General features: G+C 35.1%; 14 protein-coding genes. All 14 read left to right on the top strand.

The window, feature by feature from the left end:
• Positions 1-40: 40 nt before the first annotated feature.
• Positions 41-3,688 (top strand): MMPL family transporter, encoded by a 3,648-nt coding sequence (locus tag AC3WV0_RS14885; protein ID WP_488846884.1) that lies wholly within the window; start codon positions 41-43, stop codon positions 3,686-3,688.
• 43 nt (positions 3,689-3,731) lie between these two features.
• Complete coding sequence (locus AC3WV0_RS14880) at positions 3,732-4,646, top strand: dialkylresorcinol condensing enzyme DarA (protein ID WP_488846883.1); 915 nt, start codon at positions 3,732-3,734, stop codon at positions 4,644-4,646.
• A gap of 1 nt (position 4,647) precedes the next feature.
• Positions 4,648-5,787 (top strand): dialkylresorcinol biosynthesis protein DarB, encoded by a 1,140-nt coding sequence (gene darB, locus AC3WV0_RS14875; RefSeq protein ID WP_488846881.1) that lies wholly within the window; start codon positions 4,648-4,650, stop codon positions 5,785-5,787.
• Positions 5,787-6,218, top strand: a complete 432-nt coding sequence (locus tag AC3WV0_RS14870) for a hotdog family protein (protein ID WP_488846879.1) — start codon at positions 5,787-5,789, stop codon at positions 6,216-6,218. The genes darB and AC3WV0_RS14870 overlap by 1 nt, the downstream gene beginning before the upstream one ends.
• 127 nt (positions 6,219-6,345) lie before the next feature.
• Positions 6,346-6,789, top strand: a complete 444-nt coding sequence (locus AC3WV0_RS14865; RefSeq protein ID WP_488846878.1) for a hotdog family protein — start codon at positions 6,346-6,348, stop codon at positions 6,787-6,789.
• Positions 6,790-6,794: 5 nt separating this feature from the next.
• The gene (DarG, locus tag AC3WV0_RS14860; protein WP_488846877.1) at positions 6,795-7,199 is read left to right on the top strand and encodes a flexirubin biosynthesis protein DarG; all 405 of its coding nucleotides are present in this window, start codon (positions 6,795-6,797) and stop codon (positions 7,197-7,199) included.
• Between the two features lie 48 nt (positions 7,200-7,247).
• Complete coding sequence (darH, locus tag AC3WV0_RS14855) at positions 7,248-8,243, top strand: BtrH-related acyltransferase DarH (RefSeq protein ID WP_488846876.1); 996 nt, start codon at positions 7,248-7,250, stop codon at positions 8,241-8,243.
• 1 nt (position 8,244) lies between these two features.
• Complete coding sequence (locus AC3WV0_RS14850; protein ID WP_488846875.1) at positions 8,245-9,000, top strand: ABC transporter ATP-binding protein; 756 nt, start codon at positions 8,245-8,247, stop codon at positions 8,998-9,000.
• Positions 8,987-10,255: an ABC transporter permease gene (locus AC3WV0_RS14845; protein WP_488846874.1), complete on the top strand. Its 1,269-nt coding sequence runs from the start codon at positions 8,987-8,989 to the stop codon at positions 10,253-10,255. The genes AC3WV0_RS14850 and AC3WV0_RS14845 overlap by 14 nt, the downstream gene beginning before the upstream one ends.
• A gap of 143 nt (positions 10,256-10,398) precedes the next feature.
• Complete coding sequence (locus tag AC3WV0_RS14840; protein WP_488846872.1) at positions 10,399-10,779, top strand: GxxExxY protein; 381 nt, start codon at positions 10,399-10,401, stop codon at positions 10,777-10,779.
• 169 nt (positions 10,780-10,948) lie between these two features.
• Positions 10,949-11,371, top strand: a complete 423-nt coding sequence (locus AC3WV0_RS14835; protein ID WP_488846871.1) for an acyl-CoA thioesterase — start codon at positions 10,949-10,951, stop codon at positions 11,369-11,371.
• Entirely contained in the window at positions 11,371-12,537 is a 1,167-nt protein-coding gene (locus AC3WV0_RS14830) for a beta-ketoacyl synthase N-terminal-like domain-containing protein (protein WP_488846870.1), read from the top strand. The genes AC3WV0_RS14835 and AC3WV0_RS14830 overlap by 1 nt, the downstream gene beginning before the upstream one ends.
• Positions 12,538-12,575: 38 nt before the next feature.
• Entirely contained in the window at positions 12,576-12,812 is a 237-nt protein-coding gene (locus AC3WV0_RS14825) for an addiction module protein (RefSeq protein ID WP_312902126.1), read from the top strand.
• Positions 12,809-13,093, top strand: coding sequence for a type II toxin-antitoxin system RelE/ParE family toxin (locus tag AC3WV0_RS14820; RefSeq protein WP_488846869.1), 285 nt, complete (start codon positions 12,809-12,811; stop codon positions 13,091-13,093). Before AC3WV0_RS14825 ends, AC3WV0_RS14820 begins: the two co-directional genes overlap by 4 nt.
• Positions 13,094-13,098 lie beyond the last annotated feature (5 nt).

The raw sequence follows: 13,098 nt of genomic DNA, 5'->3' as shown, positions 1-13,098 counted from the left end.
ACTGAAAAAATTAAATTTGCAAACTTGATTCAATAACCTGATGCATCGTTTTTTCATTTTTTTATATTATCTGATTTCTAAAAACAAACTTCTGTCTGTATTGTTTGCAGCCGGAATTGCTTTCATATGTCTTTTTTTTGCATCAAAAATTAATTTTGAAGAAGACATCAATCAGATCATTCCAAAAAATGAAAAGTCTGATCTTACAGCAAAAGTTCTCAAACAACTTAACTTTTCTGATAAAATCATTGTAATTATTGAAAATAAATCCAAAGAAGATAATTTTCAGCTTTCAGAAACGGCGGATACTTTTCTGCAAAAGATCAAGCCGTTACAAAAGTACATTGGCTCAGTTCAGGGAAAGGTGAACGACAATGAAATTTCAGAAACATTTGATTTTGTCAATCAGAATCTTCCTTTATTTTTAGATAAAAACGATTATAAAGAAATCGCAAGAAAGCTTAATAAAGACAGTATCGCCAGACAGGTAGAAAACAATTATATATCACTTGCTTCTCCAACGAGTCTGGTAACCAAAGAATTCATCAAAAAAGATCCGCTCGGCATTACTTTTTTAGGGATAAAAAAACTGAACGCCTTAAATATCAGTAAGGATTTTAAACTCGAAAACAGTTACATCGTTACCAAAGACGGAAAAAATCTTCTTCTTTTTCTTGACCCGAAAAATAAAAGCAACGACACCAAACACAATGAAGATTTTATCAATAAGCTGAATGAGATAAAAGACAATCTCAACAGGCAATTCAAAGGAAAAACAGAGATCAGCTATTTTGGTTCTCCGGTTATTGCGGTTGCGAATGCCCAACAAATTAAAAAGGATATTCAAAATACGGTAATGATCTCGATGACTGTACTTTTGATTTTATTGATTTACTATTTCAGGAATTTTTTTACTCCGATTATTGTTTTTCTGCCAACGGTTTTTTCCGTTTTACTGGCATTATTGATTTTATACTTTATTAAAGATAAAATTTCAGCTATTTCGCTGAGCGTGGGAGCTATTCTGATTGGGATAACGATCGATTATGCGCTTCATATTCTTACGCATTACAAGCACAACAATAATATAGAAGAACTGTATAAAGAAATCACGCAGCCGGTCATATTAAGCAGCGCAACAACTGCTGTTTCATTTTTGTGTCTTGTATTCGTACGGTCTGAAGCATTAAAGGACCTGGGACTTTTTGCAGCAATTACTGTCATCCTGTCTTCCGTGACAGCCTTGATTATCGTTCCACAATTATATCATCCCAAGAAAGAGAAGAAAGCCAATACTAATTTTATTGATAAGATCGGATCTTATCCATATGAAAAGAACAAGCCGCTGATCGTTGTCTGTTCGGTGATCATTATTGCGTGCCTGTTTGGGTTCAGGCATGTGAGATTTAATGAAGATATCGGGGATTTAAACTATATTCCAAAAGATCTGAAAATCAGCGAGGCTAAATTACAGAAGATTTCTGATATCACTTCAAAATCCATTTATACCATTTCATATGGAAATTCTGCGGAAGAAGCCCTTTCAAAAAATTCAGCATTAAATGGTTTTCTGGAAAAAGAAAAGCAGGAAGGGAAAATATTGAGCTATAATTCTCTTGGGAAAGTCGTTTTATCAGAGAAAGACCAACAGGAAAAAATAAAAGAATGGAATAAATTCTGGACCGATGGAAAAAAAGCCGGCACAATTTCCGAACTGATTAAAAATGGAAATAAATATGGTTTTAATAGTGCAGCATTTAACCAATTTAATGATAATTTAAATAAAAATTATGTTCCGTTAAGTCTTGACGATTACAAAAAAATTAAAGCACTCCAGGTTTCTGAGTTTCTGAGCCAGGAAAACGGATTCTTTACCGTTTCGAATGTGGTGAAAGTTGATGAGGGCAAAAGAGACGGCTTCATTAAAGATATTGAGAAAAAACATGTCCTGGCCATTGACCGTCAGCAAATGAATGAAAACTTCTTGGGATTACTGAAAAGGGATTTTAACACCCTGATTAATTATTCTCTTTTAGCTATTATTTTAACGATCATCGTTTTCTTTAGAAATTTTGAATTAACAGTTTTAACGATGTTTCCAATTGTTTTAACAGGAGTCGTTACAGCGGGAATTCTCTATTTCTTAGGACTGGAATTAAATATTTTCAGTACGGTTGTTTGTACGTTGGTATTTGGTGTAGGAGATGATTTTAGCATTTTCCTTACCCAGGCGATGCAGAAGGAACATACGACAGGAAAAAATGAACTTCCTACGTACAGAACTTCCATCATTCTGGCAGTTTTTACCACGATATTATCAATCGGTTCCTTGATATTTGCTAAACACCCTGCTCTTCATTCGCTCGCATTGGTCGCCTTGATCGGGATGTTTTCAGTGATTATTATTACTTCAACATTATATCCTTTCTGGTTTAGGCTGCTGATTACAAACAGGGCAAGAAAAGGACTGTCACCGATTACATTCAGGCTCTTTTTGCATTCCATACTGTCTTTTTTGTATTATGGATTGGGAGGGCTATTCTTTTCTTTATTTATCAGTCCCTTTACAAAAAATTCCAAGGGAGGGACGTTAAACTTTTTTAAATTAATTTCTGCAAAGTTTTTAACTTCTGTTCTATTTACGAATCCATGGGTAAGGAAAAAGATCATTAAAGCTACGAAAGAAGATTTCAGCAGACCGGCGGTCATTATTGCCAACCACACGTCGTTTCTGGATACTTTAGCTATAGCAATGACTACTCATAAGATTGTTTACCTGGTTAATGACTGGGTATATCAGTCTCCCGTTTTTGGGAAAATGGTAAAAGCACTGGGATGTTATCCGGTATCCCAGGGTATAGAAAACGGAGTTGAGAAATTGAAAGAAAAAATTAACCAGGGATATTCTCTTGTTGTTTTTCCTGAAGCGGAGCGTTCATACACCAACGACATCAAAAGGTTTCATAAAGGAGCTTTTTATCTGGCGGAACAGTTTGGCCTGGATATATTGCCGATTTATATTCATGGGAATTCCGAGGTTTTGCCAAAAGGAGACTTCATCATTTATGACGGCGCCATAACCGTAAAAATCGGCGAAAGAATTAAAAAAGAAGATATTAGTTTTGGGTTGAATTATTCGGAAAGAACTAAAAAAATCAATGCCTATTTCAGACAGGAATTTGCGGCTTTGAGGAATGAACTGGAAGACGAAAATTATTTTAAGAAAAAACTGTTTTTAAGTTTTCTGTATAAAGATGCTGAGGTTGTAAGTGAAGTTAAAGCAGATTTTCAGAACAACAAAAGTGTTTATTTTGAGCTCAATAAACATATTCCGAAAGATGCGAATATCCTTCATATTGCAGATGATTTTGGGCAGAAAGATGTTGTACTGACCCTTCAGCAGGCAGGAAGAAGAATTTTCAGTTATATCAAAGACGAGGAAAAAAGACAGATTGCAGAACAGAATTATCTGGTAAAAAGAAGGAAAATCAATTATATAAAAAACTATACTGAAATCACCAAAAACATTGATATACTGCTGGTTTCAGATGAAAGTTTTGATGTCAGCTCTCTGGACAAACTTCCTGAAACAATTATTTTCTTTACCAGAAAAAACAACATATTGAATAATGCTGATTATACATTAAAATTCAGTTCTGAATCATTAAAAGTATTTAGTTCTGAATAATAAATAGGAAAAGCATATTTTTGTAAACGGATAAAAAGAATTAATGAAAAAAAATATACTTGTTATATATTACACCCAGTCCGGACAGTTGGAAGATATTGTAAAAAATATCGCCCATCCGTTTGAAGAAAAAAGTGAGGAATATAACGTGACATACTACAACATCAGACTAAAAAAAGATTTTCCTTTTCCTTGGTCTGGTGATGTATTTTTTAACACCTTTCCCGAATCTTACCTTCAGATTCCTAGCGAAATACTCCCTCCTCCCGAAGAGGTTCTGAATAAAAAATTTGATCTGGTGATTTTCGGATATCAGGTCTGGTATCTTACCCCTTCGATTCCGATCATATCATTCCTAAAAAGTGGCTTTGCAGAAAATATCCTTAAAGACACTCCTGTCGTTACCGTTTCAGGAACCCGAAATATGTGGATGTTTTCCCAGGAAAAACTGAAAGTCTATTTAAAAGAGATGCAGGCTAAACTGGTGGGAAATATTGCACTTGTAGACAGACATGACAATTATACCAGCGTACTGACAATCCTTCGATGGATGACAACCGGGAAAAAGGAAAAATCCGGATTACTTCCTGCAGCCGGCGTGTCAGACGAAGAAATTAAAGGTTCCGTAAAATACGGCAGGATTATTGAAAAGCATTTTTCTGGAAATACGCTGGAAAGCCTTCAGCCTGATCTTGTAAAAAACGGAGCGGTGGAAATCAGGGCTTTTTTGGTTCGGGTAGAAAAGGTTGGGAACAAGATTTTCAAAGTATGGTCAAATCTTATTATCAGGAAAAAAGAAAAGCGACCTTTGCTGATCAAATTCTTTAAGGTATATTTGATGGCAGCCATCTGGATTATATCACCAATAGTTCTGGTATTACATTTGCTCACAACACCTATCTTTTGGTTTAAAAGAAAAAAACAAAGAGAATATTTACAAGGAATTAATATAAAATAGAATGTACGACGTATTTATAACAAAAGCATCAACATACTTACCGAATGAACCGGTTTCTAATGATGAAATGGAAACGTATCTTGGTTATATAAATGGCGCAAAATCTAAAGCTAAAGCTCTTATTTTAAGAAATAATAAAATTACAACACGATATTATGCTTTAGATAAAGAAGGAAATCCTACCCATACCAATGCCCAGATTGCAGCCAATGCAGTAAAGCAGCTTTTTGATGACAAATTCAAAAAAGAAGATATGGAATTGCTTTCTGTGGGAACTTCTTCCCCTGACCAGATCCAACCTTCACATGCTTCTATGATTCACGGCGAGCTTGACATCAATAAACCTCTAGCCATTAATACGGCAACAGGTCTTTGCAACTCCGGGATGAATGCCCTGAACTACGGATTTCTTTCTGTAAAAGCAGGTGCAAACAACAATGCCGTTTGCGTTGGTTCCGAAAGAATGTCTGCATGGATGACTGCGGATAAATTCAATCACGAAGCCGAAAATCTGGCATTATTAGAAGAAAGACCCATCATCGCTTTTAAAAGAGAATTCTTAAGATGGATGCTTTCTGACGGTGCCGGTGCTTTTCTTCTTGAAAATAAACCAAGAGAAAACGAAGTTTCTTTAAAAATAGAATTTATTGATTTCTATTCCTATGCTCACGAAATTGAAGCGTGTATGTATGCAGGATGTGAAAAGCAGGAAGACGGCAGTTTAAAATCATGGGCAGATTATCCGTCAGACGAATGGCTGAAACAATCTATTTTCGCACTGAAGCAGGATACAAAAATTTTAGATCAGTATATTTTGGTAAAAGGTGCCGAAAGTTTAAGAGCGTCTTTCGACAAGCACAATCTTGATCCCAATACAATAGACCATGTACTGGCGCATATTTCGTCAGGTTATTTTAAAGAAGGTTTAAAAAATGAATTTGCCAATGTAGGATTGGATTTCCCTTGGGAAAAATGGTTTTACAATCTTTCTGAAGTAGGAAACATCGGAGCCGGATCAATTTTCATCGCCCTGGAACAGTTAATGAATTCAGGAAGACTGAAAAAAGGTGAAAAAGTACTTCTTTGTGTTCCTGAAAGCGGAAGATTCGCATATTCTTGTGCTTTATTAACAGTTTGCTAATGGAAAACCGATTGCCTACATCCGATAAGAACTTTGTGGAAAGCTTAATTCCGCAACGGTTTCCTTTCGTAATGGTAAACAGCATTGCAGAATACTCTGAAACACAATTGGTTTCAGGATTTGAAGTGAAAGAGGAAAATCTTTTTGTTCAGGACGGGATTTTTCAGGCTTCAGGTTTGGTAGAACATCAGGCGCAAAGTGTTGCTTTGCACACTGGCTACAAATATTATTTATTGGGAAAAGAAGCCCCAACCGGTTACATTGGTGCCATCAAAACTTTTGAAGCCATACAATTACCGAAATTGGGCGATCAACTAACGTCAGAAGTTTCTATCATTAATGAAATGATGGGCGTAACTTTGGTAGATGTCATCACGAAAGTCAATGATGAGGTTATTGCTAAATCCCAGATGAAAACTGTAGTAATGTAATATTTGAATTAAAGAAATTTGCACTAAGATTCAACGAATGCTTTTGTCAACTTAAATACATTTAGCATTATAAAAAATCTTTGTAAACTTTGCGTTAAAATTTTAATTCAAAATAATATATAATTGAATGGAAATCAAGGAAGAGAACATCATCAATATCCATAATTTTCTGCCGCATCGTGATCCGATGCTGATGGCAGATTATATCCTGGAATTGACCAAGGAAAAAGTGATGACTTCCTTTGAAATAAAAGAAGACAATATTTTTGTCCACAATAATGAATTCGCTGAAGCAGGTTTGATTGAAAATTCAGCACAGACATGTTCATCAATTCTCGGGCAAAGCTTCTTCGAAAATCCTGAAACAGATACAAAAGTGATTGGCTTTATCACCAATATCAAGAAAATCGAAATTTTTGCATTGCCAAAGGTTGGAGACAAAATCATCTCCAAAGCTTCACTGATTTCTCAATTTGAGAATATCTGTAATATTTTTTGTGAGACTTTTCTTAATGATGAATTATTAATCAGAGCTGAAATAAATTTGTTTATTCAGGAAGTAAAACACTGATATCAATGAAAAAACAGGACCTTCCCCAAGACGAAAGCAATCTACAATCCGCCAACATGACAGAAGTTCTGTATGTTACGGATGAAAATGATAATTATACAACCGCCCACAGCATTGGATGGGATGCAAAAAAAGCCGCTTTGGACGAATCGATGGAACTGATTCACGAAAGAATTGAAGAAGCAAGACAAAATGTTGCCGATAATAAAGTCAGTCCTATCATTTATTTTATGGAACTGAATAAGATGGACTTTCAGGTACTGGCCGCTTACGTAGGAATGTGGCAGTGGCGGGTAAAAAGACACGGAAAACCAGGAATATTTAAAACACTAAGCGATTCTGTTCTGAAAAAATATGCCGATACTTTCGGAATTTCAGTGGAGGAACTAAAAAACTTTAACGGTAAATAGAAAACTTCAGGGTTTTAAAACCTGAAAGTATAGTAAATCAAGCTAAGAATGAAAATTAATTTTGAACACCATCAGACTGCGCATTGCGAAAACGGTGTTGCCTCCAATTTATTATTAAACAAAGGGTTGAAACTCAGCGAACCCATGATCTTCGGGATCGGTTCGGGATTATTCTTTGTCTATCTCCCTTTTTTAAAAGTAAATTTTGCACCCGGATTCAGCTATCGTCCGATGCCCGGAGCGATCTTCAGCAAAGCCGCAAAACGATTGGGAATTAAAATTAAAAGAGAAAAATTTTCAAATCCTGCTGATGCTCAAAAAGCATTGGAAAGAAATTTGAATCAAAATATACCTACAGGTTTACAGGTCGGCGTTTTTAATCTTACCTATTTCCCCGAAGAATACAAATTTCACTTTAATGCTCACAATCTGGTTGTTTATGGAAAAGAAGATGATAAATTTCTGATTAGCGACCCGGTAATGGACTATGTCACCACTCTTTCTGAAGCCGAATTGGAAAAAGTGAGATACGCCAAAGGTGCACTACCGCCAAAAGGTCATATGTACTACCCTACTTATATTCCCGAGCATGTAAATCTGGAAGAAGCAATTAAAAAAGGAATTAAAGACACCTGCAAAAATATGCTGGCACCAGTGCCGATTATTGGAGTAAAAGCCATCAGATGGGTAGCAAAAAGCATCCCGAAATGGGCTGCTAAAAAAGGGACAAAAACTACAAATCATTATTTAGGACAACTGATCCGTATGCAGGAAGAAATCGGCACTGGAGGTGGTGGTTTCAGATTTATTTACGGGGCATTCTTACAGGAAGCAGCCGTAATTCTTAAAAATGATAAACTAAACGAACTTTCCAAAGAAATTACCACGATCGGTGACCTTTGGAGAGATTTGGCCGTAGATATTGCACGAGTGTACAAAAACAGGAATTCTAAAAGCGATATCTACAATCAGCTTTCAAAAAACATGCTTCACATTGCAGATCTGGAAGAAGCGTTCTATAAAAAACTGAGAAAAGCAATATAACGTGGAACATTTCATAGAAATAAAAAATCTATATAAAAAATACAAAAATGCAGAAGATTTTTCTGTAAATGATATTTCTTTAAACATCAATAAAAATGAAATCTACGGAATTCTGGGACCAAACGGAGCCGGAAAAACAACGTTGATTTCCATGCTTTCCGGCTTAATAAAACCAACGTCGGGGCAATTTAAAATTGATGGACTGACACCCCAGAAAAACGGTTTTAAATTAAGGCAGATCATCGGAATCGTTCCGCAGGAATATGCTTTATACCCAACTTTGACCGCTAAAGAAAATTTAATGTTTTTCGGAAGTCTGTATGGTTTAAGCCATAAAAAATTAAAGAACGCGATTGATGAATCTTTAGAAATAATGGGGTTATCAAAATTTGCTGACAAAAAAGTAGAACAGTTTTCAGGAGGGATGAAACGCCGCTGCAATCTGATTGCCGGAACACTTCACAACCCAAAAGTTCTTTTTCTGGATGAGCCTACGGTTGGCGTCGATGTTCAGTCTAAAAAAACCATTATTGATCATCTTTTAGATTTAAACAAAAAAGGGACCTGCATTATTTACACCTCCCATCATCTTTCGGAAGCAGAGGAATTCTGTACAAAAATTGCGATCATTGATCACGGAAAAATTCATGCCGTAGGAACGCCGGAAGAGCTGGTGAACAGAGTTTCCAATGCGGAAAATCTTGAAGATGTTTTTATTTCATTAACCGGAAAAGAATTAAGAGATGTTGTTGTATAAATTGTGGCGAAGCTTTGTTAAGGAAATCCTTTTGCTGAAAAGAGATATCGGAGGGATCGTCATCATTTTCGTGATGCCTTTATTGTTAATTATCACGATTACTTTAATTCAGGATTCTACTTTCAAAAATCTGGAAGGCTCAAAAATTCCGATTATTTTTATTGATAATGATAAATCCGAGGTTTCAAAAAATATAAAACAGGAACTCGAGCGCAGTAAAAGCTTTGAACTTTTAACCAATTTCACCGAGAAATCAGCTCAGGACGCCGTTTTTGGAGGAGATTATCAGATGGCCATTGTTATCCCGAAAAATTTAACGAAGGACATCAATTCAAACATAGATTCAAAAGTACAGACCATTGTCAGTTCATTTGGTTTGGAAACGGATTCTTCAGCCGTTAAGAAAAACGTTATAAAAGCTCAGGATATTCACCTTTATTTTGATCCGGCCACTAACATTGGATTCAAAAACAATGTGATGAATGCGGTGAATAAAATGGTTTTTGAAATTGAGAATAAAAAGATTTACAAAGCATTTCAGGATCAGCTGGGAACAACAGAAAATCTTGAAGAAAATAAAAATTTAATCAGCTTTAAAGAAATCACGCCAAAGAAAGGAGCTATGGAAGTTATTCCGAATTCCGTTCAGCATAATGTTCCGGCTTGGGCTTTGTTTGCGATTTTCTTTATTGTCGTGCCTTTATCGATTAATTTAGTGAAAGAAAAAAGTCAGGGAACAAGCGTAAGAGCGAGAATCAGCCCTACTCCTTATTTCATTCATATTTTAGGAAAAACATTTACGTACCTTATCATCTGCGTTATTCAGTTTTTACTGATGGTCGCCGTAGGAATTTATCTTTTCCCATATATGGATTTACCACAGTTTGACGTGACCGGAAAGATGTTCCAAATGATCATTGTGACTATTTTTGCAGGATTGGCAGCAATAGGTTTTGGTGTTTTGTTGGGAACAGTAGCCGACACACAGGAACAATCTGCACCATTCGGAGCAACTTCCGTAGTGGTTTTGGCAGCCGTCGGCGGAATCTGGGTTCCGGTATTTTTAATGCCTGAATTTATGCAGACCATTGCCAAATTCTCTCCTATGAACTGGGGCTTAAATGCGTATTACGATATTATTTTAAGGAACAGCGGAATTGGCGGAATTGCAAAAGAAATTACTTTCTTATTTTTATTTTATGTAGCCATGGTCGCCATTGCTTTATTTTACGAAAGAAAACAAAATGCGGTTTAAATTTAACCACAAAGGTCACTAAGATTTTTCACAAAAAGCACAAATAAATAAACTATTTGAAACCTTAGAGAAACTTTTGTGTTCTTCGTGAAATACTTTGTGTCCCTTGTGGTTAAATAAAAATCTAAAAAACACAAAATGATATGAATGAAAATGAGATTTCAAAAGTTATCTTTGATGCAGGATTAAAAGTTCATCGCCAACTTGGAGCTGGACTTTTAGAAAGCGCATACGAAGAATGTCTGTACTATGAGTTACAGAAATCCGGATTACTAATAGAAAAACAGAAACCAATGCCATTAATTTATGATGATATAAAACTTGACATTGGCTATAGGATTGACTTATTGGTTGAAAGGAAAGTTGTTGTTGAAATAAAATCCGTAGAATCATTAAATGAAATTCATATTGCTCAAGTTTTAACGTATTTAAAATTAAGCAATTGCAAATTGGGTTTATTGATTAATTTTAATTCAGTTTTATTTAAAAATGGTGTTAAAAGATTAATCAATGGGACGATATAAAATTTAGAATAACCATTGTGAACATTGTGTATAACTTTGTGAACTTAGAGATTTATTAACCGCAAAGAACACAAGTGTTTAACACAAAAATACAAACAAAAAATGTGAAAATTTATTTTGTGAACCTTGTGAAAACCTTTGTGCCCTTTGTCGTAAAAAAAGAAACAAAATGCAGTCTAAAAAAAATTTAACTTGTACAGAAAAAGTTCGTGTAAGGTTCAACGAAACCGATCCGTTGGGAATTGTATGGCATGGACATTACATTGTGTATTTCGAGGACGGAAGGGAAGCCTTCGGAAGACAACATGGTTTGACGTATCTTGATATTCAGAAAGCAGGTTATGTTACACCGATTGTAAAAAGTACATGTGAACATTTTCTGCCTTTAAAATACGGGGAAACATTTAAAATTGTAACCACTTTTGTAAATTCAACTTCAGCGAAATTAATTTACAGATACGAGCTTTTTAACGAAGAAAATAAATTGGTCTGTTCAGGAGAAACGATTCAGGTTTTTTTAGATTCAGATAATAATTTATGCTTATATAATCCTGAATTTTTTCAGGCCTGGAAAGATAAAATGGGGTTGTAATGAAAAAGGAAGTTTACATCACAGATTACAACTGCATCACACCTTTAGGTTTTGATGTTTCTTCAAACTGGAATGCTCTTTTGGAAGGAAAATCCGGTGTTGCTTTACATAAAATCATAGAAAATCAGGAGTCTTTTTATGCTTCGATGATTGATTCTGAGAAATTAGAAGTTGAATTCAATAAATTCTTCGACTCCGCTCAAAATGACAATGTTGAATTCACAAGGCTGGAAAAAATGCTTTTATTAAGCTTAAAACCTTTGGTTGAGAAACATCAGATTTCAGATAAAACTGCTTTTATTTTATCAACCACAAAAGGAAATATCGGCTTATTAAAAAATCAGGAAACTTTACCGGAAGGCGTTTTTCTTTCGGGTTTAGCTCAAAAAATTGATGATTTTTTCGGATTCAAAACAAAACCGGTTGTTGTTTCCAATGCCTGTGTTTCGGGAGTAATGGCCATTGCTGTGGCAAAGAATATGATTCAGACAGGAAAATATAAAGATGCTTTTGTCATTGCCGGAGACGAAATTTCGGAATTTGTGATTTCAGGTTTTAATTCTTTTCAAGCCATCGGAACAGAGATTTGCAAACCTTACGACAAAAACCGTGACGGGATCAATATTGGTGAAGCTGCCGCTGCCGTTTATATAACAGACTGTCATTCTGACGAAGGAAGAACCTCACAAAACGAAAAATTTAGTTTTAAAGTTTTAGGAGATTCTGCCATTAACGATGCCAATCATATTTCCGGACCTTCCAGAACGGGTGACGGACTGTTTGCAAGTATTAAAAATGCAATGACAGAAGCCCAAATTCCGACAGAAAAAATTGATTTTATTTCTGCGCACGGAACAGCAACGATATACAACGACGAAATGGAAGCCATCGCTTTCAACCGAATGGATTTGCAAAACGTTCCTTTGAACAGCCTGAAAGCGTATTACGGACATTGTTTAGGTGCTTCAGGACTACTGGAAAGCATTATTTCAATGGAATCTGCTTTAAACAATACATTAATTTCATCTAAAAACTTTGAAGAAACGGGCACTTCCCAACCTTTGAATATCATTAAAGCAAACCAACCTGCAGAAATCAAATATATTTTGAAAACAGCTTCAGGTTTTGGTGGATGTAATGCGGCAATCGTTTTGGAAAGATGCTGAAAATAATTTTGTAATTTTATAAAATTAAAGTTTAGGAAATGGAATCTACAGTAGACATTAGAAAAAGAATTCATGAATTCATTGATATTGCGGATGAAAGAATTTTAAGAATCATCAATAGCATTATTGATGCGGAAGAAGAGGATGATAATTATTCTGTTCCAAGTTCGCATTATGATGTAGTAAATGAAAGAAGAGAAAAATATATAAATGGTGAAAGCAAATCTTATACTTGGGAAGAAGTCAAAGAAAAAGCTAAATCTGCCTTGAAATGATTTATGAATTAATTGTACAAGAAGAAGCCAGTTTAGAAATTCTGGAAGCTTATATTTATTATGAAAATGCGCAAACAGGCTTGGGCGAAAAATTCATGAAACAATTAGACAAATACTTTCTTAGAATTAAAAGCAACCCTAAACATTTCGAAATTAAAAGAAATTATAGAGAAGTATTTGTACAAAAATTTCCTTACCTCATAATTTTTGATATTATTGATAACAAAATCGTTGTACTATCTGTTTTCAACACGCATCAAAACCCGACAAAAAAGCCTTAAACTTT

It is taken from the genome of Chryseobacterium sp. 27AL (assembly GCF_057815395.1).
The sequence above is the reverse complement of the archived record's forward strand: the minus strand, read 5'-3'. Positions and strand labels throughout refer to the sequence as shown.

Excerpts from the sequence above, each read along its gene's own strand:
- AC3WV0_RS14885 (WP_488846884.1), top strand. The coding sequence starts at position 41 with ATGCATCGTTTTTTCATTTTTTTATATTATCTGATTTCTAAAAACAAA.
- AC3WV0_RS14880 (WP_488846883.1), top strand. The coding sequence starts at position 3,732 with ATGAAAAAAAATATACTTGTTATATATTACACCCAGTCCGGACAGTTG.
- darB (WP_488846881.1), top strand. The coding sequence starts at position 4,648 with ATGTACGACGTATTTATAACAAAAGCATCAACATACTTACCGAATGAA.
- AC3WV0_RS14870 (WP_488846879.1), top strand. The coding sequence starts at position 5,787 with ATGGAAAACCGATTGCCTACATCCGATAAGAACTTTGTGGAAAGCTTA.
- AC3WV0_RS14865 (WP_488846878.1), top strand. The coding sequence starts at position 6,346 with ATGGAAATCAAGGAAGAGAACATCATCAATATCCATAATTTTCTGCCG.
- DarG (WP_488846877.1), top strand. The coding sequence starts at position 6,795 with ATGAAAAAACAGGACCTTCCCCAAGACGAAAGCAATCTACAATCCGCC.
- darH (WP_488846876.1), top strand. The coding sequence starts at position 7,248 with ATGAAAATTAATTTTGAACACCATCAGACTGCGCATTGCGAAAACGGT.
- AC3WV0_RS14845 (WP_488846874.1), top strand. The coding sequence starts at position 8,987 with ATGTTGTTGTATAAATTGTGGCGAAGCTTTGTTAAGGAAATCCTTTTG.
- AC3WV0_RS14840 (WP_488846872.1), top strand. The coding sequence starts at position 10,399 with ATGAATGAAAATGAGATTTCAAAAGTTATCTTTGATGCAGGATTAAAA.
- AC3WV0_RS14835 (WP_488846871.1), top strand. The coding sequence starts at position 10,949 with ATGCAGTCTAAAAAAAATTTAACTTGTACAGAAAAAGTTCGTGTAAGG.
- AC3WV0_RS14830 (WP_488846870.1), top strand. The coding sequence starts at position 11,371 with ATGAAAAAGGAAGTTTACATCACAGATTACAACTGCATCACACCTTTA.
- AC3WV0_RS14825 (WP_312902126.1), top strand. The coding sequence starts at position 12,576 with ATGGAATCTACAGTAGACATTAGAAAAAGAATTCATGAATTCATTGAT.
- AC3WV0_RS14820 (WP_488846869.1), top strand. The coding sequence starts at position 12,809 with ATGATTTATGAATTAATTGTACAAGAAGAAGCCAGTTTAGAAATTCTG.